The sequence below is a fragment of the Nonomuraea glycinis genome, from assembly GCF_035920485.1.
Classification (GTDB): domain Bacteria; phylum Actinomycetota; class Actinomycetes; order Streptosporangiales; family Streptosporangiaceae; genus Nonomuraea; species Nonomuraea glycinis.
Genome location: NZ_CP109166.1, coordinates 7,232,908 through 7,258,398 on the forward strand (window position 1 = coordinate 7,232,908; position 25,491 = coordinate 7,258,398).

A 25,491-nucleotide genomic window follows, 5' to 3' on the forward strand; every position below is an offset into this window, starting at 1 on the left:
GACGGGGAAACGATCGAAGCGTGGCCAAGCTGCTGGCGGTGAACGTCGGCCTGCCGCAGGACATCGCCTGGCACGGCAGGACGGTGCACACGGGTGTGTGGAAACAGCCCGTCACCGGCCCGCGCATGGTGCGCCGGCTCAACATCGACGGCGATGGCCAGGGAGACCTCCAGGGGCACGGCGGCGAGCACCGCGCCGTGCTGGTCTACCAGCTCGACTCCTACCGCTACTGGCAGGAACGTCTCGGGCGGGACGACTTCGTCTTCGGCCAGTTCGGCGAGAACTTCACCGTCGACGGGCTGCCGGACGACGAGGTGTGCGTCGGGGACCGCTATCGGATCGGCGAGGCCACGTTCGAGGTCACCCAGCCGCGCGTCACCTGCTACCGGGTGGGCCTGCGGATGGGGGAGCCGCGGATGGCCGCCCTGCTGGTGTCCCACCGGCGTCCCGGGTTCTACCTCCGGGTCCTCACCGAGGGGCGGGTCGAGGCCGGAGACGAGATCGTCAGGATCGAGCGGGGCCCGCAGGGGATGACCGTCGCCGAGATCGACGCCCTGCTGTACCTCCCCGGCCACTCGCGCGAGCGGCTGGCGCGGGCGCTGCTCATCCCCGCGCTCAGTCCCGGCTGGCAGACCTCCTTGCGGGCCCTGCTCGACCAGGCCGCCACTCCGGCAGGCGCTCCGGCGGGCAACGCGGGGCTGGTCCCGGCCACCGCCGCCGGGCCGCCCGCCGCGTGGAGCGGGTTCCGGCCGCTGCGGGTCACCCGCGTGGACGTGGAGAGCGAGAGCGTGTTCTCGCTGACGCTGGAGGACCCCGGCGGCGCCGCGCTGCCGGCGGCACTGCCCGGTCAGTTCCTCACGCTCCGGATGCACCCGGACGGCGGCCCGCCGCTCGTCCGCAGCTACTCGCTGTCCGGCCCGCCGGGGGCCGCCCGGTATCGCCTCAGCGTCAAGCGCGAACCCCATGGCGCCGCCAGCGGCCATCTGCGGGCCCACGTGCGGGCCGGCGACCTCCTGGAGTTCGCGGCCCCGCGCGGCGCGTTCACCCTGGAGGCCGGCGACAACCCGGTCCTGCTGATGTCGGCGGGCATCGGCGCCACCCCCGTGCTCGCCATGCTGTACGCGCTCGCCGCCGAGCGCTCCACCCGCGAGGTGTGGTGGCTGTACGGGGCCCGCGACGGCACGGAGCACCCCTTCGCCCAGGAAAGCGGCGCCCTGCTGGCCCGGCTTCCGCACGCGCGTGAGCATGTCTGCTACAGCCGTCCGACGGCCGCCGACCGGCCGGGCGTCGACTACCAGACGCACGGCCGGCTCTCCGGCGGCCTGCTCGGCCGCCTCGGTGTGCCCCGGGGCGCGGACGTCTATCTGTGCGGCCCGTCCGCGTTCATGACCGAGCTGCCCGCCGCCTTGGCCGAGGCCGGTCTGGCTCCCGGCCGGATCCACACGGAGGTCTTCGGGGCGGGCCCGGCCTCCACGCCCGGCCTGGCCGACGTCCCGGCACGACCCGTGCACCTGCCCGCGGGCCCGCCGGGCACGGGCCCGGCGGTCACCTTCGCGCGCAGCGGGCTCACCGTGCCCTGGGACCCCGACTACGCGAGCCTGCTCGATCTGGCGGAGGCCTGCGACGTGCCGGTCCGCTGGTCCTGCCGCACCGGCGTCTGCCACAGCTGCGAGAGCGGCCTGCTGTCCGGAGGCGTCGGCTACGCACCCGAACCGGTCGACGCCCCGGCCGACGGCAACATCCTGATCTGCTGCTCCCAGCCGCGCGACGAGCTCGTTCTGGACCTGTGAGCCGCGTCAACCCCTGACCAGCTGGATCTGTGGCCCGTGTCAGTCCTTGGCCAGGGCGGCGAGGAGGCGTTCCTCGGTCACCTCGGGGCCGGCGAGCTGGTCGGTGATCGCGCCGTCCCGCAGCACCACCACGCTGTCGCAGTTTTCCACCAGCTCGGCCACGTCCGAGGAGATCAGCAGGATCGCCAGGCCGTCCACGGCCAGCTCGTCCAGCAGGCTCTGCATCTCCACCTTGGTCGCCACGTCCACGCCCCTGGTCGGCTCGTCCAGCAGCAGCACCTTGGGGTGCATGGCCAGCCAGCGGGCCAGCAGGACCTTCTGCTGGTTGCCGCCCGACAGCTCGCCCGCCGCCTGGTGCGGGGAGACCGCCTTGATGCCGAGCCGCTGCATGAACGTGGACACGATGCTGTCGACCCGCGCGTCCGACACGATCCCGGCCCTGGACAGGCGGGGCAGCGCCGCCAGGGCGATGTTGTCGCGCACCGACAGGGTCGGCACGATGCCCTCGGTCTTCCTGTTCTCCGGGACCAGGCCGATGCCGGCGCGGATGGCGTTCCTGATGGACCACTTACGGGCCCCGGCCTCCGACACCGCCCCCGACACCGTCACCTGGCCGGCGTCGACCGGCATCGCGCCGGCGATGGCGCGGGCCGTCTCGCTGCGGCCCGCGCCGAGCAGGCCGCCGAGGCCGACGACCTCGCCCGCGCGCATCACCAGCGACACCCCGTCGAGCACGTGGTGCCGGGTCAGGCCCTTGGCCTCCAGCACCGGCAGGTCGCCGGGCTCATCCGGTTCACCGGTGACGGCGGCGGGGCGCGCCGGGTGGAAGGGCCGGCCCAGCATGAGCGAGACCAGCCGCAGCCGGTCCAGGCCCGCGAGCGGGCCGGTGTGGACGACCCGGCCGTCGCGGAGCACGGTGACGCGGTCGCAGATCTCGTAGAGCTCCTCCAGCCGGTGGGTGACGTAGACGACCGAGCGGCCCTGCTCGCGGAGCCTGGCCACGGCGCCGAACAGCGTCTCCAGCTCGGCGTGCTCCAGCGCGGCGGTGGGCTCGTCCATGATCACCAGCTGGGCGTCCGCCGAGGCGGCCCTGGCCAGTGCGACGAGTTGACGGGCTCCCTCGCCCAGCGAGCCGAGCGGCCTGCGGACGTCCGTGCGCAGGCCGTACGTGGCGAGAACCTCGGTGGCGCGGTCGTTGACGGCCGTGAAGTCGATCAGCCCGAGCCTGCCGCGCGGCTCCCTGCCCAGCAGCAGGTTTCTGGCGATGCTCATGGTGGGCACCAGGTTGGTCTCCTGGTGGACGGTGGCGATGCCCGCGCGCCTGGCGTCGGCCGGGTCGGCGAACCTGACCGGCTCGCCTCGGAAGCGCAGCTCGCCCGCGTCCGGCTGGTAGACCCCGGACAGCACCTTGACCAGGGTGGACTTGCCGGCGCCGTTGCCACCGGCCAGCGCGTGCACCTCACCGGGGCGCACGGACAGGGTGACGTGGTCGAGCGCGATGACGCCCTGGAAGGTCTTGAGAACTCCTGCCACCTGTAACACGGTTGCCTCCGGACTCGATCGTGATCGTAGCAGGAAACAATCCAGTAACAGAGAAGTCACATTCGATCAGAGTCGCGCGATGTGCAGCCGGACCCCGCGGCCGGCCAGCTCGTCCAGCACCTCGCTGGGCGCGCCCTCGTCGGTGACGAGGTGGTCGATGCCCTCCGGCGGGATGGTCTGCACCATGGTGTCGATGCCCACCTTGGTGTGGTCGGCCAGCACGACCACTTCCTCCGCCGCGGCGGCCAGCGCCCGGTCGACGCCCGCGACCACCATGGTGGGGGTCGACAGGCCGCGTTCGGCGCTCAGCCCGTTGCCCGAGATGAACGCCCGGCGCACCCGCAGCCCGGCCACCGAGCGCTCGGCGGCGCTGCCGACCAGGGCCAGGATGGAGCCGCGCAGCGTGCCGCCGGTGAGCATCACCTCGACCCGCGGCGAGGCCGCCAGGGCTTGGGCGACCAGCAGTGAGTTGGTCACCACGGCGAGCTCGGAGTGCCTGGTCAGGCGGCGGGCGAACTCCTGGGTGGTGGTGCCGGGGCCGATCACGATGGCGTCGCCGTCCTCGACCAGCGCGGCGGCCAGGTCGGCGATCGCGGCCTTCTCGGCCGACTCCAGCGACACCTTGTGCGTGTAGCCCGCCTCGCGGGTCAGCTCACCGGGCAGGGTCGCGCCGCCGTGGTGGCGGTTGAGCAGTCCTTCCGACTCCAGCGCGCGCAGGTCGCGGCGCACGGTCACCTCGGAGGAGTGCACCGCCTGGGCGAGCTCGCGCAGCGACACGGCGCCGTTGGCGCGCACCAGCTCCAGGATGCGCTGCCTGCGCTCAGCGGCGAACACGGGCCGGCGTCCGTCGCTCTGCGTGTCGCTCACACTCCCGATCATAGACGTACGGTCAAATCCGCTTCGCCTCTGACCGTTTAAGTACGAATCTGATCGGAAATCTTGACCGGCTGGGTCCACTAGTGCTTATTTGGGAGCCAGACAGGGGTCACTTCCTGTCCGATCCTGATCGAAGGGCCGCATCATGCGCACCCCCCACCTTCGTCCGCCTGGTCGCCCTCGCCTTGCCGAGACCTGCTCCACGCAGCCCCCCGCGTGCTCGTGAACGTGCTCCCCGTGTGAAAGGACCATCCGTGCGAAAGACGATCGCGGTACTGACCTCCGTACTGCTGGCGGTGTTAGGCCTGGCGCCGCCCGCCGTCTCCGATACGAACGCCGCCGAGGAGCGGCACGGGCTGCGCGGCGACTACCACCTGTCCACCGGGGCGGGCGCGCTGGACTTCGGCGAGCTGAAGGCCACCGTCGTGGACCCCAACCTGGAGATGGCCGACCTCAACCCGACGCTGCAACTGCTGACCGGCCGGGCCGACGACGTCTCCGTGCGGTGGACCGGGCAGATCCAGCCAGAGCACTCCGAGACGTACACCTTCTCGATGTTCGGCGACAACGGCTTCCGGCTCTGGATCGACGGCCAGGTGATCATCGATCACTGGGTCGACGACTGGGACATCGAGCAGGTCGGCACGCCGATCGCGCTGGAGGCGGGCCGCAAGTACGACATCAAGGTGGAGTACTTCGAGCACTTCGGCGGCGCCCACCTGCGGCTGCGCTGGCAGAGCCCGAGCGTGCCGAAGGAGATCGTGCCCGCCGCGGCGCTCACGCTGCCCGAGGGGTTCGACCCGCCGGGACCGGTGGCCGCCACGGTGAACGCGGCCGGTGACGTCGCCACGCTGACCTTCGGCAAGGCCCTGAAGCCGCTGCCCGCCGGCGCGGCCGACAAGCTGGTCATCACCGTCGGGGGCACCAGATGGCCGGTGAAGTCCGCCGTCCTGAAGAACCGGGACACGGTGGTGCTCAAGCTGCAGCATCCGGTGCCCGCCAAGGCGGGCGGCACCCTGCGCGCCTCCTACGACGGCAGCGGCGGGATCACCCACACCGACGGCACCGCGCTGGCCGCCTTCCCCTACGCCTTCGTGGTCAACGCCTCCACGCACATCCTGTCCACCCGCTGGTCCAAGGACGTGAACCCGGCCCGCCCGCTGCCCGAGTACCCCCGCCCGCAGCTCGTCCGGAAGGACTGGCGCAGCCTCAACGGCACCTGGCAGTTCGCCGCCGCCCAGGAGGGCGAGGCCGCCCCGATCGGCCGCGACCTGGCCGAGCGGATCGTCGTGCCGTACCCGGTGGAGTCGCAGCTGTCCGGCATCGGCCGGCACGAGGAGCGCATGTGGTACCGCAGGACGTTCGACGTGCCGCACTCCTGGACGAAGGACCGCGTCCTGCTGCACCTGGACGCCGTGGACTGGGACTCCACCGTGTACGTCAACGGCAAGCAGGTCGGCAACCACAAGGGCGGCTATGACCGCCACACCGTGGACGTGACGGACGCGCTGAAGCGCCACGGCCGGCAGGAGCTCGTCGTCGGCGTCGTCGACCTCACCGACAAGGGCGGCCAGGCCGTCGGCAAGCAGCGGCTGGAGCAGGGCAGCATCTGGTACACCCCGGCCTCCGGCATCTGGCAGTCGGTCTGGCTGGAGCCGGTGCCCAAGAACCACATCGAGCGCGTCGACACCGTCCCCGACGTGCCCGGCCAGGCGCTGAAGGTCACCGTCAGGGGCGCGTCCGGCACCGCGACCGTCACCGCCCGCGACGGCAGGCGCGTCGTCGGCCAGGTCGTCGGCCAGGTCGGCACCGAGCTGCGGCTGCCGGTGCGCAACCCGAAGCTGTGGTCACCGGAGAACCCGCACCTGTACGACCTCACCGTCACGGTCGGCAAGGACGAGGTGCAGTCGTACTTCGGGATGCGCACGATCTCCCTCGAGAACAACCGGATGATGCTCAACGGCAAGCCCGTCTTCCAGATCGGCCCGCTCGACCAGGGCTTCTGGCCTGACGGCATCTACACCGCCCCCACGGACAAGGCCCTGCGCCACGACCTGGCGGAGACCAAGCGGCTCGGCTTCAACGCCGTCCGCAAGCACGTCAAGATCGAGTCCGACCGCTGGTACCACCACGCCGACCAGCTCGGCCTGCTGGTCTGGCAGGACATGCCATCGGCGCACCGCAGCATCGACAGGCCGCAGTTCGAGGCCGAGCTGAAGGCCATGGTCGACCAGCACCGCAGCAGCCCGTCGATCGTCATGTGGGTGCCCTTCAACGAGGGCTGGGGCCAGTACGACATGGCCCGCATCGCCGATCTGGTCAAGAGCTGGGACCCCACCCGTCTGGTCAACAACCAGAGTGGCGTCAACTGCTGCGGCGCCGTCGACGGCGGCAACGGCGACGTCAAGGACCTGCACATCTACCCGGGCCCCGGGAACACCGGCAAGCCCAGCGGCACCCGGGCGACCGTGCTCGGCGAGTACGGCGGGCTGGCCCTGCCGGTCATCGGCCACACCTGGACCGGCGGCGGCTGGGGCTATGCCACCGAGCCCGACAGTAAGGCCCTCACCGACCGCTATGTCGCGATGACCGAGGAACTGCGCCGGCTGCACGCCTGCGACGACCTCAGCGCCGCCATCTACACCCAGACCACCGACGTCGAGACCGAGATCAACGGCCTCATGACCTACGACCGCGCGATCACCAAGCCCGACGTCAAGCGCATGCACGACGCGAACAAGGCACTGACGGGCGAGATCAGCCCGGCCTGTGCCTGATAGGAAGGAACCGCTATGAAACCCCCCATCCGGAGCGCGACACTGGCGCTGGCCGTCCTCCTCACCGCCGCAGGGTGCGCCAAGGCGGAGGCGCCGCAGAGCGCACCCGCCGCCACCAGCACGGCTGGGCAGCAGGTCGTGCAGACCCCCACCGGCAGCGCCGGCGCGAACTGCACGCTGCAGCAGTTCGGCGGCGAGAAGTTCGACCTCAAGACGGCCACCGTCGGCTTCTCCCAGTCGGAGAAGGAGGCCAACCCGTTCCGCATCGCCGAGACCCAGTCGATCAAGGACGAGGCGGCCAAGCTCGGCATCGCCGACCTGAAGGTCACCAACGCGCAGTCGCAGTTCTCCAAGCAGATCACCGACGTGCAGCAGCTCATCGCCCAGGGCGTGAAGCTGCTGGTCATCGCGCCGCTGAACTCCGACGGATGGGAGCCGGTGCTCCAGCAGGCGGCGGCCAAGAAGATCCCCATCATCACCGTCGACCGCAAGATCAACGCCAAGCCGTGCAGCGACTACCTCACCTTCATCGGCTCGGACTTCTACGAGCAGGGCAAGCGGGCCGCCGACCAGATGATCGAGGCGCTGTCCAGCAAGGGCAAGGTCGCGATCCTGCTCGGCGCGCCCGGCAACAACGTCACCACCGAGCGCACCAACGGCTTCAAGGACCGGGTCAAGGAGGCGGCGCCGGAGATCGAGATCTCCTTCGAGCAGACCGGCGAGTTCGCCCGGGAGAAGGGCCAGCAGGTCACCGAGCAGCTCATCCAGTCCAACCCCGACATCAACGGCATCTACGCCGAGAACGACGAGATGGCCCTGGGCGCCGTGACCGCGCTCAAGGGCGCCGGCAAGGAGGCCGGCGACATCAAGATCGTCTCGGTGGACGGCACCCGCAGCGCGGTCCAGGCCATCGCCGACGGCTGGCTGCACGCCGTCATCGAGTCCAACCCCCGCTTCGGCCCGCTGGCCTTCTCCACCGCCCAGAAGTTCCTGGACGGTGAGGCCATCCCCGAGAAGGTGATCATCTCCGACCGCGACTACGACACGAGCAACGCCAAGACCTCCCTCGGTGAGGCGTACTGAGTTGGAACCGGTACTCGAGGCCAAGGGGATCAGCAAGCGCTTCCCCGGCGTGCTCGCTCTCGACGGCGTGTCCCTCGCCCTTCACCCGGGCGAGGTGCACGCCCTTGTAGGGGAGAACGGCGCCGGCAAATCAACGCTGATCAAGGTCTTCACCGGCGTGTACCACCCGGACGGCGGCGAGCTGCTCCACCAGGGGCGGCCCGCCGTGTTCGGCACACCCATGGACGCGCAGCACGCCGGCATCTCCACCATCTACCAGGAGGTCAACCTCGTCCCCATGATGAGCGTGGCCCGCAACCTGCTGCTCGGCCGCGAGCCACGCGGCCGCTTCGGCGTCATCGACGCGGGCGCGATGTACGAGGAGGCCGGGCGCGTCCTGGCCGGCTACGGCGTCGAGACCGACGTCCGCCGGCCGCTGCGCGACCTCGGCATCGGCGCCCAGCAGATGGTCGCCCTGGCCAGGGCCGTCTCGGTGGACGCGCGGGTGGTCATCATGGACGAGCCCACCTCCTCCCTGGAACCGCGCGAGGTCGAGACCCTTTTCGGGGTGATCAGGCGGCTGCGCGACAGCGGCATCGCCGTCATGTACGTCAGCCACCGGCTCGACGAGCTCTACCAGGTGTGCGACCGGGTCACCGTGCTCCGCGACGGCCGGCTGGCGCACACCGGGCAGCTGGCCGAGCTGGAGCGGTTGCAGCTCATCTCGCTCATGCTCGGCCGCGACCTGGGCGAGGTGCGGGGCTCGGGCATGACGAAGTTCTCCCGCGACCGGCATCTCGCCGCCGGGACCTCCGTCGACCAGCAGGCCGAGCCGGTCGTCGAAGCCCGCGGCCTCACCCGGCGGCACGTGCTCGACGGCGTGGACGTATCCGTCAGACCGGGTGAGGTCGTCGGGCTCGGCGGCCTGCTCGGCGCCGGCCGTACCGAGACCGCCAAGGCCATCGTCGGCGCGATGCCCATCGACGGCGGGCAGGTGATCGTCGGGGGGCTGCCGCTGCGCGGCGGCTCCACCAAGGCGGCCATCAGGGCGGGCGTCAGCCTGCTGCCCGAGGACCGCAAGGCCGAGGGCATCATCCCGACGCTGTCGGTGCGGGAGAACATCGCGCTGGCGGCGCTGCCCTCGCTCGGCACGGCCGGCGTGGTCTCCGACACCAAGATCGACCGGGTGGTGGAGATCTTCATGCGCAGGCTGCGGATCAAGGCCGCCTCGCCGAACCAGCTCGTGTCCGAGCTGTCCGGCGGCAACCAGCAGAAGGTCCTGCTGGCCCGCTGGCTCGCCGTCCGGCCCAAGGTGCTGCTGCTCGACGAGCCCACCCGCGGCATCGACGTGGGCGCCAAGGCCGAGGTGCAGGCGCTGATCGACGAGCTGGCGGCCGAAGGGCTGGGGGTGCTGCTGATCTCCTCCGACCTGGAGGAGCTCGTCGAGGGCGCCGACCGCATCCTGGTGCTGCGCGAGGGCGCGGTCGTCGGAGAGCTGTCCGGCGACGACGTCACCGAGGAGAGAATCATGGCAACGATCGCGGAGCAGGCGGATGGCTGAGCTCACCTCGCCGCGGAGCGAGCGGATGGCGGTGCTCAAGCCGCGCGTCTACGCCTGGGTGCAGGACTACGGCGTGTACGCGGCCGTGCTGGCGCTGCTGCTGTTCAACGTGCTGTTCACGCCGTACTTCCTGGACGCCTCCAACTTCCGCACCCAGCTCGTCCAGGTCACGCCCATCGTCATCGTCTCGCTCGGCATGGCGCTGGTGATCGGCACCCAGGGCATCGACCTGTCGGTCGGCTCGATCATGTCGCTGGCCGCCGCCGTGGTCGTGCTCTACCTCGGCTACGGATGGCTGCCGGCGCTGATCGTCGCCCTGGTCGGCGGCGCCGTCGCCGGGGCGGCGGGCGGGGCGCTGGTCGCCTACGTCGGCGTCCAGCCGATCGTCGCCACCCTCGCGCTGCTCGTCGGGGTGCGCGGCCTGGCCAACGTGTTCGTGCCGCAGCTCGTCGAGTTCCGCAGCGCCGGGCTGATCGCGCTCGGCAGCAGCTCGGTGGCCGGTATCCCGATCATCGTGCTCATCGCGGGCGCGCTCACGCTGCTGATGATGTTCGTGGTCCGGCGCACCACGTTCGGCCGCCAGGTGGTCGCCATCGGCGGCAACCGGACGGCCAGCGAGCTGTCCGGCCTGCCGGTCAAGCGCGTGCTGCTCAGCGTGTACGTCATCTCCGGGCTGCTCGCGGCGCTGGCCGGCGTGCTGGCCACCGCCAGGCTGCAGGCGGCCGACCCGACCTCGCTCGGCCTGTTCATCGAGCTGTCCGCGATCACCGCGGTCGTGGTCGGCGGCACCCCGCTGACCGGCGGGCGGATCAGGGTGCTCAGCACGGTCATGGGCGCCCTGCTCATGCAACTGCTCGCGGCGACCCTGATCAAGCATAACCTGCCACAGTCGTGGACGCAGATCGTCCAGGCCGGGATCATCCTGGCCGCCGTCTACGCCACCAGGGAGCGTGGGACCCGATGACCTCTCGCGAACAGGTGAGCCGGACCCTCCAGCAGCACGGCGCCCTCATGGTGCTGGCTCTGCTGGTGCTCGTGGGCAGCCTGGCCTTCGACTCGTTCTCCAGGTTCGACAACGCCGCCAGCGTCGTGGTGTCCTCGTCCTTCCTGGCGATCATCGCCATCGGCATGACGTTCGTGATCATCAGTGGCGGGATCGACCTGTCCGTGGGGTCGCTGTTCGTCCTCGGCGGGGTGCTGGCGGCCTACGGCTCCCAGTACGGGCTGCTCGTCGCCCTGGTCCTGCCCCTGGCCGCCTGCGGGCTCGTCGGTCTGCTGCAGGGTGTGATCATCGCCAGGACCGGGATGGCGCCGTTCATCGTCACCCTGGCCGGGCTGCTCGGCGTCCGCGGCCTCATGCTGGCCCTGTCCGACGAGGGCGCCACCACCTACCTGGTGAAGGACCCCGCCTTCGCGGCGCTGGGCCAGGGGCAGATCCTCGGCCTGACCTACCCTGTGTACATCACCATCGGGCTCGCCCTGGCCGCCATGGTGCTGCTGCAACGGACCGGCTTCGGGCAGAACGTCTACGCCATCGGCGGCAACCAGCAGGCGGCCGCCCTCATGGGCGTGCCCGTGGCCAGCACCAAGATCCGCGTGTACGTCATGTCCGCGCTGCTCGCCGGGCTGGCCGGAGCGCTGAACGCGGCCCGGCTCTCCTCCGGCGTCACCATCCTCGGCATCGGCCTCGAACTCGACGTCATCGCGGCCGTCGTGATCGGCGGCACGCTGCTGACCGGGGGCGCGGGCGGCATCACCGGGACGGTGGCGGGGGTGCTGCTGCTGGGGGTCATCCAGAGTCTGATCAACCAGGTGGGCAACCTGACCTCGGCCTTCCAGCAGGTGGTCAGCGGGTTGTTCCTGGCGCTGGTCGTGGTGGCGCAGCGGCTGCTGAGCAAGGCGCAACGGCTGTCCTGAGGCTTCGGCGGCTTCGCGTAACGGCCATAATCGGGGCATGCCGCCCACTGTCGAAGATCCTGCCGTGCTCGGGGGTTACGCCATCCGGGGACGGCTGGGCGAGGGCGAGCGGGGAGTCGTCTACCTGGGCGCGGGCGACGACGGGGGCCAGGTGGCGATCAAGTGGCTGAGGCCGCACCTGGCCGGTGACCCGGTGGCCGCCCGGCGCTTCGCCCGCGAGGCGGCGCTGGCGCGGCGGGTCGCGCCGTTCTGCACGGCGAAGGTGCTGGCCACCGGGGTGCACGAGGACCGGCCGTACATCGTGAGCGAGTACGTCGACGGGCCGTCGCTGCGGCAGGCGGTGGCGCGGGACGGGCCGTGGGCGGGCTCGGGGCTGCACCGGCTGGCGATCGGCACGGCGACCGCGCTGGCCGCCATCCACCAGGCCGGGATCGTGCACCGCGCCTTCGACCCGGACAACGTGCTGCTGGGCGGCGAAGGGCCGCGCGTCATCGACTTCGGCCGCGCCCAGGCGTTCGACGGCCAGATGTTCGACGGCCAGGCGTTCGACGCTCAGGCGTTCGACGCCGGCGCGTTCGACGTCAACGCGCTCGATGCCGGCGCGTTCGACGCGGACGCGGCGATCGGGGCCGAGCCTGTGGGTGACCCCGCCTTCATGGCTCCTGAGCAGCTTCTGGGGCGGGCGGCGGGGCCTGCGGCGGACATGTTCGCCTGGGCGAGCACCCTGGTGTTCGCCGCCGACGGCGTGGGCCCGTTCGCCGCCGGCGGCGTCGGGCCGTTCGCCGCCGCGTCGGCGCCCGAGATCGTCCGGCGGGTGTTGTACGACGAGCCGGATCTCACCGGGCTGGCCGAGCCGTTACGCGGCGTCGTGGCCACCTGCCTGGCGAAGGATCCGGCCCGCCGGCCGACCGCCGAGCGAGTGATCCTCCGCCTGATGGAGCACCCGGCGTCCGGGCAGCGCGAGCGGGAGCGGGCCGCCGCCCTGGTCAGCGGCCACCGGCCGAATCCGCCGGTCGAGCCTGGCCGGGAGGCGGCGGTTGAGTCTGTCCGGGAGAGGGCGGTCGAGTCTGGCCGGGAGGCGGCGGGCGATCCTGTTCGGGAGAAGGCGGGCGAGCCGGTCCGGGGGTCAGGACGGAGAGGGTGGGTGGTCGGGGCCGTCGCGGTCGGGGTGGCGCTGGTCACGACGGTCGCCGTGGTCCTCGTCTCGGTGAACGACCTGGACGGCAGGCCCCGTGTGCGGTCCACCGCCTTGACGGGCACCCCGGCCGGCAGCCCGACCCCCACGCCGGTGCGGACCGCGAACCTGGTCAGTTCGCCGTTGCCGGGCACGGACGCCACCTTCTTCGAGCACCCGTCCGACACCGCCCGGCTGACCACGTACTCGGTCTACAGCGCGAAAGCGAAGCAGTGGGTGTACTACACCCGCGACTCCCTCTCCGGAAGATTCCGGAAATATGCGGATGTGTGGGAGAGCGTTCTGTCGCCCGACGGCCGCTACCTGGCCCGGCGCGGCAAGCGCTACCGCAACGGCTACGACAGCGTCAAGATCACCGACAAGATGACGGGCCGGACCTCCACCGTCGACGTGGTCCGCAGGCCGCTCAGCGCCTACGTCCAGGCCTGGTCACGCGACAGCCGCCGCCTGCTGCTCAACGTCGGCACCCCGATCAAGGACTCGTGGCAGTCGACCGGCTTCGCCGTCGTGGACGTGACCAGGCGCACCGCCACCGTCGCCGCGCTCAGGGAGAGCCGGCTGAGCGACATCCGCTACGGCTTCGCCCCCGCGGGCGGCGGCGTGGTGGCTCTGGCCGTCGGGGCCAGGCGGCAGGCCCTGCGCTTCTTCGACGGCGACGGCCGGCGCCTGCGGAGCATCCCCGACGTGGGCGCGGGCGTCGCCGACTACCTGTTCTCCCCGTCGGGGAAGAAGTTCGTCACCAACTGCCCAGGGCTCGCCACGGGCACCGCCTGCGTGTACGACTCCCTCTCCGGGCTGGAGCTGGAGCGCTTCGACAACCGCTGCACCAACCTGGCCAACTGGTACGACGACGACCACCTGATCTGCTGGGTCCGGCCGGACACCGGCGGCCAGGGACACCAGGCGCAGGTCGTGGACTTCACCGGCAACCCGGTCCGCGTGCTGGTGGACGCGCCGACCGGAGCGGCGGACCTGAGCGTGACCTACACCTACACCGACTAGCTCGCGCCCACGTGCCGGAGCTGCGGACTTGAGCGTGACAGCCCACCGCTGCCCACGTCCGGGAGGGGCGGTAGCCGCGCTCTGGAGCTGCGAGGACTGCGGCGCGGCGGTGGCGCGGCGCTGTGGGATGCTGGTCGGGTGACGTTGGAGGACCTCGTCCGGCTGCGCCGGGCCCGTGACCGGATGGACCGCGACTACGCCGAGCCGCTCGACGTTCCGGCGCTGGCCGGCGGTGCCTTCATGTCGCCGGGTCACTTCTCCCGCAGCTTCCGCGCCGCCTTCGGCGAGACGCCGTACAGCTATCTGATGACCCGCCGGATCGAGCGGGCCAAGGCGCTGCTGCGGCGGGGCGACCTGTCGGTGACGGAGGTCTGTTTCGCGGTCGGCTGTACGTCACTGGGGTCGTTCAGCTCGCGGTTCACCGAGCTGGTCGGCGAGAGCCCGAGCGCCTACCGGGCCCGTGGCCATGACGAGGGTGCCACCATCCCGGCGTGCGTCGCCAAGATCTACACGCGACCCGTCAGGAACGGAGAAGCCAAGGCGGCAGACCCCTCCCTAGGGTGAAACGCATGGACATCAAGCTCGCACAGTGCTTCATCGCCGTCGACGACCACGACAAGGCGCTCACCTTCTACCGCGACGCCCTCGGCCTGGAGGTGCGCAACGACGTCGGCTTCGAGGGGATGCGCTGGGTGACCGTCGGGTCACCGGCGCAGCCCGACGTGGACATCGTCCTCGAACCGCCCCTCGCGGACCCGAACGCCTCGCCCGCCGACCGGGAGGCCATGGCCGAGCTGCTGGCCAAGGGCCTGCTGCGCGCCGTCATCTTCAGGACCGACGACTGCGACGCCACCTTCGAGCGCGTCCGCGCCGCCGGCGGCGAGGTGCTGCAGGAGCCGATCGACCAGCCGTACGGCGTGCGCGACTGCGCCTTCCGCGACCCTTCCGGCAACATGCTGCGCTTCAGCCAGCCCCGCGCCCAGTGAGAGGCCGGGGGATTTAACGCACTCGCCCGCGCGCGGTCGCAGCCGGGGGGACTCAACGCACCCGCCCGCGCGGGCGCAGCCGGGTCCCCGGCAGGGCGGGGGCGGGCAGCGGCTCGCCGTCGAACCCCTGGACGGAGCCGAAGCCCGTGCCCTCCGTCCACTCCTTGCGGAAGGCGACGATCTCGTCATGGTCGCGGCCGACGAAGTTCCACCACATCACGATCTCCTCGCCGAACGGCTCGCCGCCGATGAGCAGCATCCGCCCCTGACCGCTGACCCGCAGGCTGTCGCGGCCGGGCGGCAGGTAGAGCAGAGGGCCGGGGCGCAGCGGCTCGATGGCCCCGTCGAGCAGCAGCAATCCGTGCTCGAACGCCGGGTCGAGCGGCACCACGGCACTCCCGTCGACCGCCACCTCCGCCCCCACCAGCGGGCTGTGCACGGTGGCGGGCGACGCCTCCCCGCCGAGTGAGCCCATGATCACGGTGGCCGCGAAGCCGGTCCCGGCCCGTACGGGCAGCACCGCGTGATGCTCGAAGGCGGGCGTCACCTCCCGGCGCTCGCCGGGCAGCGCCACCCAGAGTTGCACCCCGTGCAGCGCCTCGTGCCGCGACTCCTCGGAGTGCGAGATGCCGCGCCCGGCGGTCATCAGGTTGAGGCTGCCCGGACGGATCTCCTGCAGGCTGCCGAGGCTGTCGCGATGCAGCACCCGGCCGGTGAGCAGCCAGCTCACCGTCTGCAGGCCGGTGTGCGGGTGCGGCGGCACCCGCATCGCCGTCTCCTCGGGACCGTAGGCGTCCACGAAGCACCAGGCCCCTATCATGCGCCGGCGCACGTTGGGCAGCGTCCTGCTGACCGCCATCGCGCGCGGCCCGCCGAGCGGCACCAGGCGCCCCTCCAGCAGTTCGCTCTCCCCGCCCCCGCCGCCCGCGCAGCGCACCTCACGCGGCTCCCGCTCCAGATTGCTCATCCTGCGACTGTACGGCGAGCCGCCCCGACGCTCGAAACCCCGCACAGCGAAGCGCTGCCACGTACGTAGCCCCGCACAGCGAAGCGCTGCCACGTGCGTAGCCCGTACGGCGAGCCGCCGCGAGGTTCGTACCCCCGTGATCAGCCCAGTGTCTTCCACCAGCCGTCGACCGCCGGGGCGGCGGTGGTGTCGACGGCCTCGCCCGGGCGTGGCACCACGATCGCGACGTCGCGGGCCTTGGCCTCCCGCCACAGCCGGTCGACCGGCTCCGCCCACGGGTGCAGCGCCAGGGTGAACGTCGCCCAGTGCACCGGCAGCATGAGCTTGCCGCCCAGGTCGAGGTTGGCGTTGACGGCCTCCTCGGGGTCCATGTGGATGTCCGGCCAGGACGCGTTGTAGGCGCCGATCGGCAGCAGGGTCAGGTCGAACGGCCCGTGCGCCGCCCCGATCCCCTTGTAGCCCTCGAAATAGCCGGAGTCGCCCGCGTAGAAGACCCGCTTGGCCGCGCCGGCCACCACCCACGAGCCCCACAGCGTGTCGTTACGGCTGAGCGTACGGCCGGAGAAGTGCCGGGCGGCCGTGGCGACGAACCGCAGCCCCGCCACCTGCGCCTCCTCGTCCCAGTCCAGCTCGATGATCCGGAAGGCGGGCACGCCCCACCGCTCCAGATGGGCGCCGATGCCGAGCGGCACCAGGAACGGCGCCTTCTGCGTCCTGGTCAGCGTCCGCACGGTCTCCCGGTCCAGGTGGTCGTAGTGGTCATGGGAGATCACGACCGCGTCGACCTGCGGGAGCCGGTTGAGCGCCACGGGCAGCGGATGAAGGCGCTTGGGGCCGACGAATCGCGAGGGCGAGGGCCGATCGCTCCACACCGGGTCGAACAGCACCCGCCGCCCCTCGATCTCGACCAGCGTGGAGGCGTGGCCGTACCAGATGGCCCGTAGCCTGGTCGGCGAGGGGTCGCCGGTCGGCGGCACGCGCACCGGGACGGGGCCGGGCGGGCGGCGCAGCTCCCTGTCCTTGGCCAGCTCGCCCAGCATGTTCACCGGCGGGGCCGTCATCATGGTGGTGGTCTCGGGCATCGGGTTGAAAAAGGTGCCGTCCCTGAACTGCGGCGAGCGCCGTATCCTGTCGGCCCGCTCCGGCCCCGACTTCAGGGGCCGGACGCCCAGCTCGGCGGGCACATCCCGCAGTGCCCATCCTGCGGCGGCCAGGGCCGCGCCTCCCGCCAGGATGCGCCGGACTGTCCGAAAATCTGCCATCGCACACTCCTTCATGAAGTCAATCGCACCCAGCTCAACTGATCCCGACGGCCGCTGTGTTCCCTACTGGCAGCGATATGTCGCGATACGTCAGAAAACCCGGCTATCGCTCCGGTCCGTCGTCCCTGCCGGGGTGCGGCCAGGGGTTGGGGCGGCAGCGGCCCAGCGACTTCGACTGCTGCATCATCACCGGAGCCGGACGTCCGGGGCCGGGGCAGGTGGTGTGATCATGGCCGAGGGCGTGACCGACCTCGTGGCTGATCACGTACTGACGGTATGCACCCAGGTCGCCGCGGTACTGCGGGACACCCGTGGCCCAGCGGAGGGCGTTGATGATCGAGCGGGTGCCGTTCCAGCACGACAGGCCGCCGCCGGTGCGCAGCGGCTGGCACCCGCGGTCGGTCAGGCTCGGACTGGACAGGGCCACGCGGACCCGCACCGGCGGGTGGTCGACGCGCCGGAACCGGGCCCAGCCGCGCGGGTCGTTCAGCGTGCGGTGCACCTCGGCGGCGAACGCGCGGCCGTCGAACGGCAGGCCCCGCTCCACCTCCACCAGGTAGCGCAGCACCGCCCCACGGCCACGCCTGGGGGCCGCCCCACCGCGCACCACCGCGTAATGGCCGGACGCGGCCCTCGGCACGCGCGGCACCTGCGATCTCCGCGGTTTCGCCGCCGCCGGGGGTTCGCCGGGCGGCACGTCCTCGGCGTCGGTCCTGCCCGGGGGCGGGGAGACCTCGCGGGTTCTCGGCGTCGTCGCGCCGCACGCCGTGACCGGCAGCAGCATCAGGACCAGCAGTACGAACCGGCGCATGGCCGCCTTCCCCTCCGAGCACGGTGGGGAGACTTCGATCATAGAAGAGCGGTTGTGCTCCTCATCCAGGGGGACCGTACGGAGTCAGGTCGATGGGCGGCTCCTCGCCCAGCACCAGACCGGCCACGAGCGACCCGGTGAGCGGACCCGCCGTCAGGCCGTACGCGCTCAGGCCCGTCGCCACCGCCACCCGATCGGTGACGCGGCCGATGAGCGGCGGCCCGGGGGCGTACACCGGGCGCAGCCCCACCCTGGTCTCCGTCACCGTCGCGCCGAACAGGCCGGGCGCCACCCGCAGCCCCGCCTGCAGCACCTCCTCGAGCCCGCCCATCGTGACGCGCGGCGCGAACCCGACATCCTCCACCGTCGCCCCCACCACCACGCGAGAGCCGGGGAACCCCAGCAGGTACGGCCCGCTCCTGGGCAGCACGATGGGCCACCAGGCCGTGTCGACGCCGTCCAGGGTGGCGTGCACGATCTGGCCGCGCCTCGGGAAGACCGGCAGCTCCACGCCGAGCGGCCGGCACACCTCACCCGTCCAGGCCCCGGCCGCCACGATCACCGCATCGGCCTCGACCACCGCCCAGCCCTCCGCGGCGACGCCGATCTCCTTCCCGGCCACCACCCCCTCGCCACCGGCCTCGCTCTCAACAACCGCCGCCTCCTCCACCCCGGCACCGTGCGGGCCCGCATCCTCACCCAGCGGGCGGGTGCCGGCGTCCTCCGGGCCGGTCGTGTGCTCGCCGGCGGGCTCGCGTCCTGGGCGTTCAGGTGACGGGGGTTCCGGGGCGCCCTGGCGCCAGGACGGTCGGCCGCCGGTCGTGCCGCGTGCCTCGGGCGGAGGCGGGGACAGCGACCGGCCGCGCGCGTCGGCCTCACGCGCCGCTCGTACCAGCACCTGGCCGTCGGGGGTGATCGTCGCCGTTCCCGTACGCAGCTCCGCGCCCTGGCGGAGGGCCGCACCCAGGAGCGCGTCCCGCACCGCGCGCCCGTCGACCCGGGCGGCGCCGGGGACGAGCAGCGCGCTCAGGTCCTCGGCGATCGGCGGGAACAGCGCCGACGGCGCCGTCACGTCCGAGACCACGCCCATCTCCGGCGCCTCCGCGTAGCGGCGGGCCAGCAGGGCGCGCACCGGCTCCAGCTCGGCGGGCTCCTCCGACACCAGGAGCGCCCCCACCTGGGCGTAGCCGATGTCCTCGCCCAGGGCGCCGACGAGCTCGGGGTAGCGGCGGGCGCCCTCCCGGGTCAGTTGGTACCAGTCCTCGTCGTCCGGATGGTCCACCCACGGGCACACGATGCCCGCCCCCGCCTGCGTCGCCTCGCCCCGGTAACCCCCGTCGATCACGGTGACGGACACGCCGTGGCCGCTCAGGTGGTAAGCGGCGGCGGCGCCGACGATGCCGCTCCCGATCACTGCAACACGCATAGGCCAATGATCGCAGCCGGGTTAACGTCGGAAGATGACCGTCGTACTCATCGGCACGCTGGATACCAAGGGCCAGGAATACGGATGGCTGCGTGACAGGCTGATCGGGCTCGGCCGGGACGTTCTGGTGATCGATATGGGCACCGGCGAGCCGGGCGTGTCGTACCCGGTGGACGTACCCGATGACCACGTCGCGGCAGCCGCCGGCGCGGGCGGCTCGTCGTCGATGGAGCGCCTGCCCACCGAGCGGGCCATCACCGAGCAGGTCACTGCCTTCAAGAACCTGGAGCTCTAAATGCTGATAAATCCGGACAATGTGTCGACCATGACCTTCGACTGGGGCTCGATCAAGTGGTTCGTCACTCCGTCGCTCGTCCCGGGCGCCAGCAGCACCCTGGGCGAGGTCATCGTCAACCCCGGCCAGGGCCACGCCCGCCACAACCACCCGGACGCCGAGGAGATCCTCTACGTGATCTCCGGCGAGGCCGGCCAGATGGTCGATGACGCCGAGCCGTTCCCCATCCGGGAGGGCGACACCGTGCACATCCCGAGAGGCGTCTTCCACTCGACGCACAACACCACCTGGCGTCCACTCCGCCTGATCGTCACCTATACGCCGGGCGGCGAGGAGAAGGCCCTGGAGGGCGCCCCCGACTACCACCTGCACGAGCCGGGCCAGGTCCCACACTGGCACCAGCCGTAACGGCTGGCGATCATGGACCGCCAGGGTCAGCGGCCGGCGGACCAGTTGTACAGCTTCATCAGGCGGGCCGCGACGCGTACGAACTGGTCGGCGTCCATGATGGCTCCTTCGCGCCGGATGTCGTCCTCGTCCAGCACGAACACCCGATCCAGCCGTACAAAGGAGGCCTTCCCGTCACGCCCCCACGCGCCGACGCTCATCCACTCGGGCCCGTCGTCGCCCTGGCTGGACAGCATCATGCCCAGAAGCCCGCGCCCGCTGCGGCCCACGACGAGCAGCGGCCGGTCCTTGCCACGCCCAGGATCCTCCTCGTACGGCACCCAGGCCCAGACGATCTCACCGGGGTCGGCCAGACCGTCGAGATCGGGGGAGTAGGACAGCTTCACGGCCTGCGCCGACGACACCTCACGCACAGCGCCCTTGACGGGCCGGGGGTCTTCACCTGAATCTCGCACCGTCGGATCCTACGGAACCCGCCCACACCCGCACCAGGCGGGGCACGCGATATCCCCTCGAACCACCTCCTTCGTGTACCGCCTTCTGGCATCACCATCGGGTGGGGCTACCGCTGCCGGGCGCTCCCGTGGGGTGATGGCGTCGGGGGTGTGAGGTGCCTCGGAGCGTTGGGGCAGCTGGATTTGATCTTCAGGAGTGAGGTGGGTGGGTCAAGAGGTGGCGGAGGGCTTTGGGGGTGTGGCCTACGTAGCGGCGGACGGTGCGGGTGAGGTGGGCCTGGTCGGCGAAGCCCAGGTCGGTGGCCAGTGTGGCGAGGCTGGCTTCGCCCTGCTCCAGGCGGTCGAGGGCGTTGCTGACCCGTACGCGGTTGCGGTGGTGGGTCAGTGAGACGCCGAGCTCTCGGGTGAAGGCTCGGCTCAGTTGGTAGGGGGACACGGTCAGGAGCTCGGCGAGCGGCACCAGGCCGTCGGCTGCGGGGTGGCCGGTGGCGATGGCCTCGCGGGCGGCTTCGACGATGGTGGCCGAGCGACCTGGTGACCTTCGAGGGGTCGCGGGGGTGGGAGCGCCGGCGACTTGGCTGAGGGTGGTGGAGACGAGCGGCAGCAGGGCCTCGGCGAGCTCGTAGGCGGGGTCGCCGGCTCGGGCGGCGGACAGCACGCGCCGGTGCGCCAGCTCCAGGCGGGCGTCCACGTAGACGGTGGAGCGGGCCGGCCGGGTGTCGTCGCCGGCGAGGGTGCGCCACAGGCTGGGGGACAGGTAGAGGGCGGTGCACTCGTCGCCGCCCGCCGGGTGGGCGAAGCGCTCCTCCTCGCCAGGGATAACCAGATAGGCCAGGGTGGGGTCGACGACGGCGGTGTGGCCGTCGGACCCGCGCCGGAACCGGCCGCGCCGGACCAGCACCATCCGGTGGCCGGAGCTCACCTCGGGTGCCGACCACCGCGGATGATCGTCCAGGCAGGTCACCGCATCCAAGGCGAATCCGGACCAGGCCCCCAGTCGTCGAGCCGAACGCATGACGCACAAGCTACGCCGCGCCTACGACAGTTTCACGGACCGAGCTCTCGGACACTGATCCGGGAGGCGCAAGGATGTTCAAGACCCGGTGCGCCGGCTCCAGGCAGGCTGGGCTCATGACCATTACCGCTGTCTCTTCGATCGTGTTCGACTGCGCCGCACCCGGCGCGCTCGCCGAGTTCTACGCCAAGGCCACCGGCTGGACGGTGTCGCACGCCGACGCCGACTCGGCCGGGGTCGATGGCGGCTCCGTTCAGCTGTCCTTCCAGCGGATCGACGGCTATCAGGGTCCCGGCTGGCCGAACGATGCCAAGCACGTTCACCTGGACCTGCTTGTCGCCGACGTCGGAGTCGCCAAGCGGGAGCTGGCCGAGCTGGGGGCCACGGTGCCGGAGTTCCAGCCGGGCGGCGACGGGTGGACCGTGCTCGTCGATCCCGAGGGCCACCCGTTCTGCGTCTCGGCGGGCTAGAAGCACCGACGATCCCTGATGAGTGATCTGGAAGCATCGGCAACCCACCGGCAAGCTGCCTCGTACCTGAGTGAGAAGTTCGCGTGAAGCGGCCACCATGTGATCATTCCGAGTCGAAGATCGTGCGGCGACCGCGGGTCACAGCGGCGGCGCCTCTCGCCGCGGTCACGGTTCGGATGGAATGCCGATCGCATCGGCCCATGCGTGGATCAACGCGTCGTGGCCGGTGAAGTGTCTGCGCTGGAGGACGCCGGCGGGGTCGAGGTGGCGGGACCCGGCGAGACCGAAGCGGGTCAGCAGGTCGATGACGAGTGGTCGCGCCGTCGCGGAGAGGCCGGACGACAGGCATGCGGCCAGGTCGACGGTGCGGCGAGCGGTGGCGACCTCGGTGAGCCGACGGTCTCCCGCCGGGCCGTACAGGTTGTTCGCGTGGTTCCAGACCTCTGTCGGCACGGCGCCGGCGGAGGGGACGATGGTCGCTTCGACGACGGCATCGCCCAGAACCGTGGCGTGAACGGCGAAAGCCGCCGTGAGACGTACCAGCGCGATGGTGATCCACGCCACGGCGCCCTCGCCGAGCGCCCAGACCTGCCTGCCGTCGGGTGGGCTGTCGCGAAGCGACCCCACCGGGAGCGCGCCGAGCGCGGACCCGTCCGCGTGCAGCTCGCAGTAGTAGGTGCTCGGGGGTCGTGACGGCGTGAAGACGAGCTTGTCCGCGTGGATCTCCGGCCGCTCGGCGCCGATGGCGATCGGTGCCGGCCAGTCGGCGACCTGCTGCCTGACCCATCGCCGCAGGTCGTCGCCGCTCGTCGCGCTGAACTCGGCGGCTGCCGGACGGACCGGCGCCGCACGCACGGCGAGCCACGGAGACGCGGAGTTCAGCCGCTCCGGCTGATCGGTCATTCGTCCTCCGTTTCCTGAGGGGATGCGTTCCTGCGGGGAACGGGCCGGCCCGGCGGTGCGAAGCCGAGCCGGCCTGTCGAGGCGAGGTTCAGAACAGCTTGCGGGTATCGGAGTCGGCGAGCAGTTCCGGGTCGGGCACCACGGACTTGCTGGCCACGTTGGCGAGCATCTGGTGCGCCATGTGGAAGCCGAAGTCCTCGGTCACCGCCTTCTTCCAGTGCCGCGACACGATGTTGTGGGTGGCCCACCGGGTGTAGCGCGGCCGCTTCATGATGAACCGGGCGAGTTCCCACGCGCGGTCGAGGAGCTGCTCGCGGGGGAGTACGTCGCTGATGATCCCCCAATCGAGCGCCTTGTCGGCCGGGATCGACTTGGCCGCGTAGATGTAGTACGCGGCGCGCTTGGGGCCCATCAGCGCCTGGAGCGCCATGCCCTGGCCGTCTCCGGGAGGGGAGCCCAGCCAGAAGTGCGGGTCCATGAAGTCGGCGTCCGGCGCGGCGAACGTGACGTCGCTCATCATGGCGAACTCGGTGTGCACGCCGGGGCCGTTCACCGCCGCGATCGTCGGGATGTCGATGTTGTTGACGAAGCTCTCGATGAGCTTCCAGCCGTCGGCCATCCGCTGGTAGATGTGGTCGGGGTCCAGGTCGGAGGCGGGCTTGGGATTGAGCCCCTTCGGGTTGCCCGTCATCCACTTGTCGCCGGTGCCCGTGATGATCAGCACCTGGTTGCCGGGGTCGTTGCCGATCTCCTGCCAGACGCGCGTCCAGACGTTGTGCGCGGCGGGGCTGTGGGCGTACGGGCCGTCGTCGGTGTGCAGGCGGACTTCGATGATGCCGTCCTCGCGCCTCATCCGGAAGAAGTCCGCGTACCTGGCCGAGTACTCCTCGAACGAAGGCGGGGCCAGGTAGCCCTCCCAGTGCTCGGCCGGATCGAATGCCATGTGACTACCTCCGTGTGGTGGGCCGGCGCCAAAAAGCACACTCATAAGTGTGTTTTTCAGAACCTAGCGTATGCTGAGCGCATGTCGAGGGCCATCGCGGAGGTTCAGACTCCCGGCCGCCGCCGGCGGTCCGAGGGCAAGCGGGCCGCGATCCTGGATGCGGCGGAGGCGCTGTTCATCGCCGAGGGCTACGAGCGGGCGAGCGTGGACGCCATCGCGGCGCTGGCGCAGGTGTCCAAGCGCACCGTCTACGACCACTTCGGGGAGAAGGAGACGATCTTCCTGCGGGTGCTCGAGCGGGTGAACGACGCGCTGGTGAGCACCGTACGCGCCGCGATCGACGAGGAGTTAGCGCCGGGTCGTGAGCTGCGCGTGGCGTTGACGGCGTTCGGGCGACGACTGGTCACCCAGGCGTTCCCGTCCTGCGACTATGTGACCTTCCGGCGACTGACCTCGCTGCAGCGGCCGATCCCCCGGCTGGCCGAGGCCGCGCGTGACCGGCCCGACCGGATGCTCGCCGAACGCTTCGCCGTGCTGGTCGCGGAGGGTGAGATCCGCGCCGTGGATCCCGGTCTGGCGGCACGCCACTTCACGGCTCTCACGATCGGCCTCACGCTGGACGCGATCGAGGACCGGCGCGAGGAGCCGGAGATCCTGGCGATCATCGACGACGGGGTCGAGGCGTTCCTGCGCGCCTACCGCTGACCGCCCTCCTCAGGGACGAGCGGCACGGAACGGATGGATCGCCCCTCCTTGTCCAGGACGCGACCCAGCAGCTTGGTCATGTTCAGCACCACCGAGCGGTCCTGAACGCGCAGCTCCGGCAGCTCCTGGCCCATGCGCCACTCGAGGTCGTGCACCTCGGCGGTCGAGCGCAGCGAGGCGTCGACGATCACGTTGAAGGGCCCGGCGACGAACGTGGAGGCCCGGACCCCCGGTAGCGCGCGCATGCGCTCTTCGGCGGCTCTCAGGTCCTGTACGTCGAGGGAGCCGAAGTACACCGCGGCGACGGACCGGGCGGACAGCCGGCGGGAGACGTCGCAGCGGAAGGTGATGAGTCCCGCTTCCCGCATCCGCGACAGCCGGCGGCGCACGGACACCGGGCCGACCCCCGCCCGCTGGGCGAGGCGTGCGAAGGACATCCGCCCGTCAAGGTGCAGCGCACGGAGGATCCGGGTGTCGCAGTCGTCCAGGACGTCGGCGTCCTCGGACCGGAGTCCCGTGTGGGAGCCGAGGCGGCGCTTCTGCTCGGGGTTGAGCGCGCCCTCCCGCCAGCGGCTGGCCTCCAGGGTCGACCGGGTGACCACATGGCTGCGGATCCTCGCGATCGCCGGGAAACGGCCGACGAGGTTGAGCAGATAGTCCGACAGCGCGTCGAGGTCGGGCGCCTGGGCCAGCATGAGCACGTCCCGCGCGCCGCTGGTCACCTTGACGGTGGCCGCCTGCGTGTCCTCCGCGAGGGAGCGCGCGACGTCGGCCGATCGCCCCGCCGTACAGTCGACTTCCACCAGGGCGCACGCGGGAGTCGCGCTGCCCGAGGGGTGGGCGGTCACCCAGGCCGCGCCCTCGGACTCCATGCGCGCCCAGCGGCGGCTCACCGTCGCCGGGTCGACCCCGAGCACCTCCCCGAGGCTCCGCCAGCTCGCGCGCGGCGCCGATCGCACGGCGTCGACGATCGCGACGTCGAGCTCGTCGAAGGACACGGGAGGCAAATGACACCTTTCCTGCAAAAAACCCATTAAAGATGGAGATTTCATGCAATTTCGCGGCTGAATCGCGAGGTCACCCTACCGTCGGTGGCCACAGCCGGGCCAACGAGAACAGGGCG

Annotated in this window: 24 protein-coding genes; 13 read left to right on the top strand and 11 right to left on the bottom strand. The window is 71.4% G+C overall.

Annotated features, from left to right (window positions below):
* The first annotated feature begins 20 nt into the window (after positions 1-20).
* Positions 21-1,790, top strand: a complete 1,770-nt coding sequence (locus tag OHA68_RS33860; protein ID WP_327103878.1) for an MOSC and FAD-binding oxidoreductase domain-containing protein — start codon at positions 21-23, stop codon at positions 1,788-1,790.
* Positions 1,791-1,829: 39 nt separating this feature from the next.
* On the opposite strand, the gene OHA68_RS33865 is transcribed toward OHA68_RS33860, so the two are convergent.
* Both OHA68_RS33865 and OHA68_RS33870 read right to left on the bottom strand, forming a co-directional pair.
* Complete coding sequence (locus tag OHA68_RS33865; protein ID WP_327103879.1) at positions 1,830-3,323, bottom strand: sugar ABC transporter ATP-binding protein; 1,494 nt, start codon at positions 3,321-3,323, stop codon at positions 1,830-1,832.
* 75 nt (positions 3,324-3,398) lie between these two features.
* The gene (locus OHA68_RS33870) at positions 3,399-4,199 is read right to left on the bottom strand and encodes a DeoR/GlpR family DNA-binding transcription regulator (protein WP_225277320.1); all 801 of its coding nucleotides are present in this window, start codon (positions 4,197-4,199) and stop codon (positions 3,399-3,401) included.
* Between the two features lie 263 nt (positions 4,200-4,462).
* Between OHA68_RS33870 and OHA68_RS33875 the strand changes: the two genes are divergently transcribed.
* The 8 genes from OHA68_RS33875 to OHA68_RS33910 all read left to right on the top strand — a co-directional run bounded on the left by OHA68_RS33875 (position 4,463) and on the right by OHA68_RS33910 (position 14,708).
* Positions 4,463-6,985, top strand: coding sequence for a PA14 domain-containing protein (locus tag OHA68_RS33875; RefSeq protein WP_327103880.1), 2,523 nt, complete (start codon positions 4,463-4,465; stop codon positions 6,983-6,985).
* Positions 6,986-7,000: 15 nt separating this feature from the next.
* Entirely contained in the window at positions 7,001-8,068 is a 1,068-nt protein-coding gene (locus tag OHA68_RS33880) for an ABC transporter substrate-binding protein (RefSeq protein ID WP_327103881.1), read from the top strand.
* Position 8,069: 1 nt separating this feature from the next.
* Positions 8,070-9,608 (top strand): sugar ABC transporter ATP-binding protein, encoded by a 1,539-nt coding sequence (locus OHA68_RS33885; protein WP_327103882.1) that lies wholly within the window; start codon positions 8,070-8,072, stop codon positions 9,606-9,608.
* A complete protein-coding gene (locus tag OHA68_RS33890) occupies positions 9,601-10,572 on the top strand; it encodes an ABC transporter permease (RefSeq protein ID WP_189139215.1) in 972 nt (323 codons plus the stop codon). The genes OHA68_RS33885 and OHA68_RS33890 overlap by 8 nt, the downstream gene beginning before the upstream one ends.
* A complete protein-coding gene (locus OHA68_RS33895) occupies positions 10,569-11,525 on the top strand; it encodes an ABC transporter permease (protein ID WP_189139214.1) in 957 nt (318 codons plus the stop codon). The genes OHA68_RS33890 and OHA68_RS33895 overlap by 4 nt, the downstream gene beginning before the upstream one ends.
* 37 nt (positions 11,526-11,562) lie before the next feature.
* Positions 11,563-13,722, top strand: coding sequence for a serine/threonine protein kinase (locus tag OHA68_RS33900; RefSeq protein ID WP_327103883.1), 2,160 nt, complete (start codon positions 11,563-11,565; stop codon positions 13,720-13,722).
* A gap of 183 nt (positions 13,723-13,905) precedes the next feature.
* The gene (locus tag OHA68_RS33905; RefSeq protein ID WP_225277366.1) at positions 13,906-14,286 is read left to right on the top strand and encodes a helix-turn-helix transcriptional regulator; all 381 of its coding nucleotides are present in this window, start codon (positions 13,906-13,908) and stop codon (positions 14,284-14,286) included.
* Positions 14,287-14,291: 5 nt separating this feature from the next.
* Positions 14,292-14,708, top strand: a complete 417-nt coding sequence (locus OHA68_RS33910; RefSeq protein WP_189139211.1) for a VOC family protein — start codon at positions 14,292-14,294, stop codon at positions 14,706-14,708.
* 52 nt (positions 14,709-14,760) lie between these two features.
* Here OHA68_RS33910 and OHA68_RS33915 read toward each other — a convergent pair whose 3' ends face one another.
* From OHA68_RS33915 to OHA68_RS33930, 4 genes are all read right to left on the bottom strand, one after another.
* Positions 14,761-15,675 (bottom strand): pirin family protein, encoded by a 915-nt coding sequence (locus OHA68_RS33915; protein ID WP_327103884.1) that lies wholly within the window; start codon positions 15,673-15,675, stop codon positions 14,761-14,763.
* Between the two features lie 140 nt (positions 15,676-15,815).
* Positions 15,816-16,937: an MBL fold metallo-hydrolase gene (locus tag OHA68_RS33920; RefSeq protein ID WP_327103885.1), complete on the bottom strand. Its 1,122-nt coding sequence runs from the start codon at positions 16,935-16,937 to the stop codon at positions 15,816-15,818.
* Positions 16,938-17,040: 103 nt separating this feature from the next.
* Positions 17,041-17,748: a DUF3152 domain-containing protein gene (locus OHA68_RS33925; protein WP_327103886.1), complete on the bottom strand. Its 708-nt coding sequence runs from the start codon at positions 17,746-17,748 to the stop codon at positions 17,041-17,043.
* Between the two features lie 61 nt (positions 17,749-17,809).
* A complete protein-coding gene (locus OHA68_RS33930; protein WP_327103887.1) occupies positions 17,810-19,174 on the bottom strand; it encodes an NAD(P)/FAD-dependent oxidoreductase in 1,365 nt (454 codons plus the stop codon).
* A gap of 34 nt (positions 19,175-19,208) precedes the next feature.
* Here OHA68_RS33930 and OHA68_RS33935 point away from each other — a divergent pair, with 34 nt between their 5' ends.
* Both OHA68_RS33935 and OHA68_RS33940 read left to right on the top strand, forming a co-directional pair.
* Entirely contained in the window at positions 19,209-19,469 is a 261-nt protein-coding gene (locus tag OHA68_RS33935) for a Tm-1-like ATP-binding domain-containing protein (protein ID WP_327103888.1), read from the top strand.
* A gap of 30 nt (positions 19,470-19,499) precedes the next feature.
* On the top strand, positions 19,500-19,877 hold the full coding sequence (locus OHA68_RS33940; protein WP_225277323.1) for a cupin domain-containing protein: 378 nt from the start codon (positions 19,500-19,502) through the stop codon (positions 19,875-19,877).
* A gap of 26 nt (positions 19,878-19,903) precedes the next feature.
* Here the strand turns inward: OHA68_RS33940 and OHA68_RS33945 are convergent, their stop codons facing one another.
* Both OHA68_RS33945 and OHA68_RS33950 read right to left on the bottom strand, forming a co-directional pair.
* Positions 19,904-20,332, bottom strand: coding sequence for a type II toxin-antitoxin system PemK/MazF family toxin (locus OHA68_RS33945; RefSeq protein WP_327103889.1), 429 nt, complete (start codon positions 20,330-20,332; stop codon positions 19,904-19,906).
* Positions 20,333-20,522: 190 nt separating this feature from the next.
* Complete coding sequence (locus tag OHA68_RS33950) at positions 20,523-21,347, bottom strand: helix-turn-helix transcriptional regulator (protein ID WP_327103890.1); 825 nt, start codon at positions 21,345-21,347, stop codon at positions 20,523-20,525.
* A 116-nt stretch (positions 21,348-21,463) separates the two neighbouring features.
* On the opposite strand from OHA68_RS33950, the gene OHA68_RS33955 reads away from it, so the two are divergent.
* A complete protein-coding gene (locus tag OHA68_RS33955) occupies positions 21,464-21,817 on the top strand; it encodes a VOC family protein (RefSeq protein ID WP_327103891.1) in 354 nt (117 codons plus the stop codon).
* A 165-nt stretch (positions 21,818-21,982) separates the two neighbouring features.
* Here the strand turns inward: OHA68_RS33955 and OHA68_RS33960 are convergent, their stop codons facing one another.
* Both OHA68_RS33960 and OHA68_RS33965 read right to left on the bottom strand, forming a co-directional pair.
* Entirely contained in the window at positions 21,983-22,720 is a 738-nt protein-coding gene (locus OHA68_RS33960) for a hypothetical protein (RefSeq protein WP_327103892.1), read from the bottom strand.
* A gap of 88 nt (positions 22,721-22,808) precedes the next feature.
* On the bottom strand, positions 22,809-23,663 hold the full coding sequence (locus OHA68_RS33965; protein WP_327103893.1) for an enoyl-CoA hydratase/isomerase family protein: 855 nt from the start codon (positions 23,661-23,663) through the stop codon (positions 22,809-22,811).
* A gap of 81 nt (positions 23,664-23,744) precedes the next feature.
* Between OHA68_RS33965 and OHA68_RS33970 the strand changes: the two genes are divergently transcribed.
* Entirely contained in the window at positions 23,745-24,368 is a 624-nt protein-coding gene (locus tag OHA68_RS33970; RefSeq protein WP_327103894.1) for a TetR/AcrR family transcriptional regulator, read from the top strand.
* On the opposite strand, the gene OHA68_RS33975 is transcribed toward OHA68_RS33970, so the two are convergent.
* On the bottom strand, positions 24,359-25,366 hold the full coding sequence (locus OHA68_RS33975; protein WP_327103895.1) for an Lrp/AsnC family transcriptional regulator: 1,008 nt from the start codon (positions 25,364-25,366) through the stop codon (positions 24,359-24,361). The two genes, OHA68_RS33970 and OHA68_RS33975, sit on opposite strands and share 10 nt — an antisense overlap.
* Positions 25,367-25,491 lie beyond the last annotated feature (125 nt).

Excerpts from the sequence above, each read along its gene's own strand:
- OHA68_RS33960 (WP_327103892.1), bottom strand. The coding sequence starts at position 22,720 with ATGACCGATCAGCCGGAGCGGCTGAACTCCGCGTCTCCGTGGCTCGCC.
- OHA68_RS33925 (WP_327103886.1), bottom strand. The coding sequence starts at position 17,748 with ATGCGCCGGTTCGTACTGCTGGTCCTGATGCTGCTGCCGGTCACGGCG.
- OHA68_RS33900 (WP_327103883.1), top strand. The coding sequence starts at position 11,563 with ATGCCGCCCACTGTCGAAGATCCTGCCGTGCTCGGGGGTTACGCCATC.
- OHA68_RS33910 (WP_189139211.1), top strand. The coding sequence starts at position 14,292 with ATGGACATCAAGCTCGCACAGTGCTTCATCGCCGTCGACGACCACGAC.
- OHA68_RS33930 (WP_327103887.1), bottom strand. The coding sequence starts at position 19,174 with ATGCGTGTTGCAGTGATCGGGAGCGGCATCGTCGGCGCCGCCGCCGCT.
- OHA68_RS33920 (WP_327103885.1), bottom strand. The coding sequence starts at position 16,937 with ATGGCAGATTTTCGGACAGTCCGGCGCATCCTGGCGGGAGGCGCGGCC.
- OHA68_RS33890 (WP_189139215.1), top strand. The coding sequence starts at position 9,601 with ATGGCTGAGCTCACCTCGCCGCGGAGCGAGCGGATGGCGGTGCTCAAG.
- OHA68_RS33915 (WP_327103884.1), bottom strand. The coding sequence starts at position 15,675 with ATGAGCAATCTGGAGCGGGAGCCGCGTGAGGTGCGCTGCGCGGGCGGC.
- OHA68_RS33950 (WP_327103890.1), bottom strand. The coding sequence starts at position 21,347 with ATGCGTTCGGCTCGACGACTGGGGGCCTGGTCCGGATTCGCCTTGGAT.
- OHA68_RS33905 (WP_225277366.1), top strand. The coding sequence starts at position 13,906 with ATGGACCGCGACTACGCCGAGCCGCTCGACGTTCCGGCGCTGGCCGGC.
- OHA68_RS33935 (WP_327103888.1), top strand. The coding sequence starts at position 19,209 with ATGACCGTCGTACTCATCGGCACGCTGGATACCAAGGGCCAGGAATAC.
- OHA68_RS33970 (WP_327103894.1), top strand. The coding sequence starts at position 23,745 with ATGTCGAGGGCCATCGCGGAGGTTCAGACTCCCGGCCGCCGCCGGCGG.
- OHA68_RS33955 (WP_327103891.1), top strand. The coding sequence starts at position 21,464 with ATGACCATTACCGCTGTCTCTTCGATCGTGTTCGACTGCGCCGCACCC.
- OHA68_RS33880 (WP_327103881.1), top strand. The coding sequence starts at position 7,001 with ATGAAACCCCCCATCCGGAGCGCGACACTGGCGCTGGCCGTCCTCCTC.
- OHA68_RS33895 (WP_189139214.1), top strand. The coding sequence starts at position 10,569 with ATGACCTCTCGCGAACAGGTGAGCCGGACCCTCCAGCAGCACGGCGCC.
- OHA68_RS33965 (WP_327103893.1), bottom strand. The coding sequence starts at position 23,663 with ATGGCATTCGATCCGGCCGAGCACTGGGAGGGCTACCTGGCCCCGCCT.
- OHA68_RS33940 (WP_225277323.1), top strand. The coding sequence starts at position 19,500 with ATGACCTTCGACTGGGGCTCGATCAAGTGGTTCGTCACTCCGTCGCTC.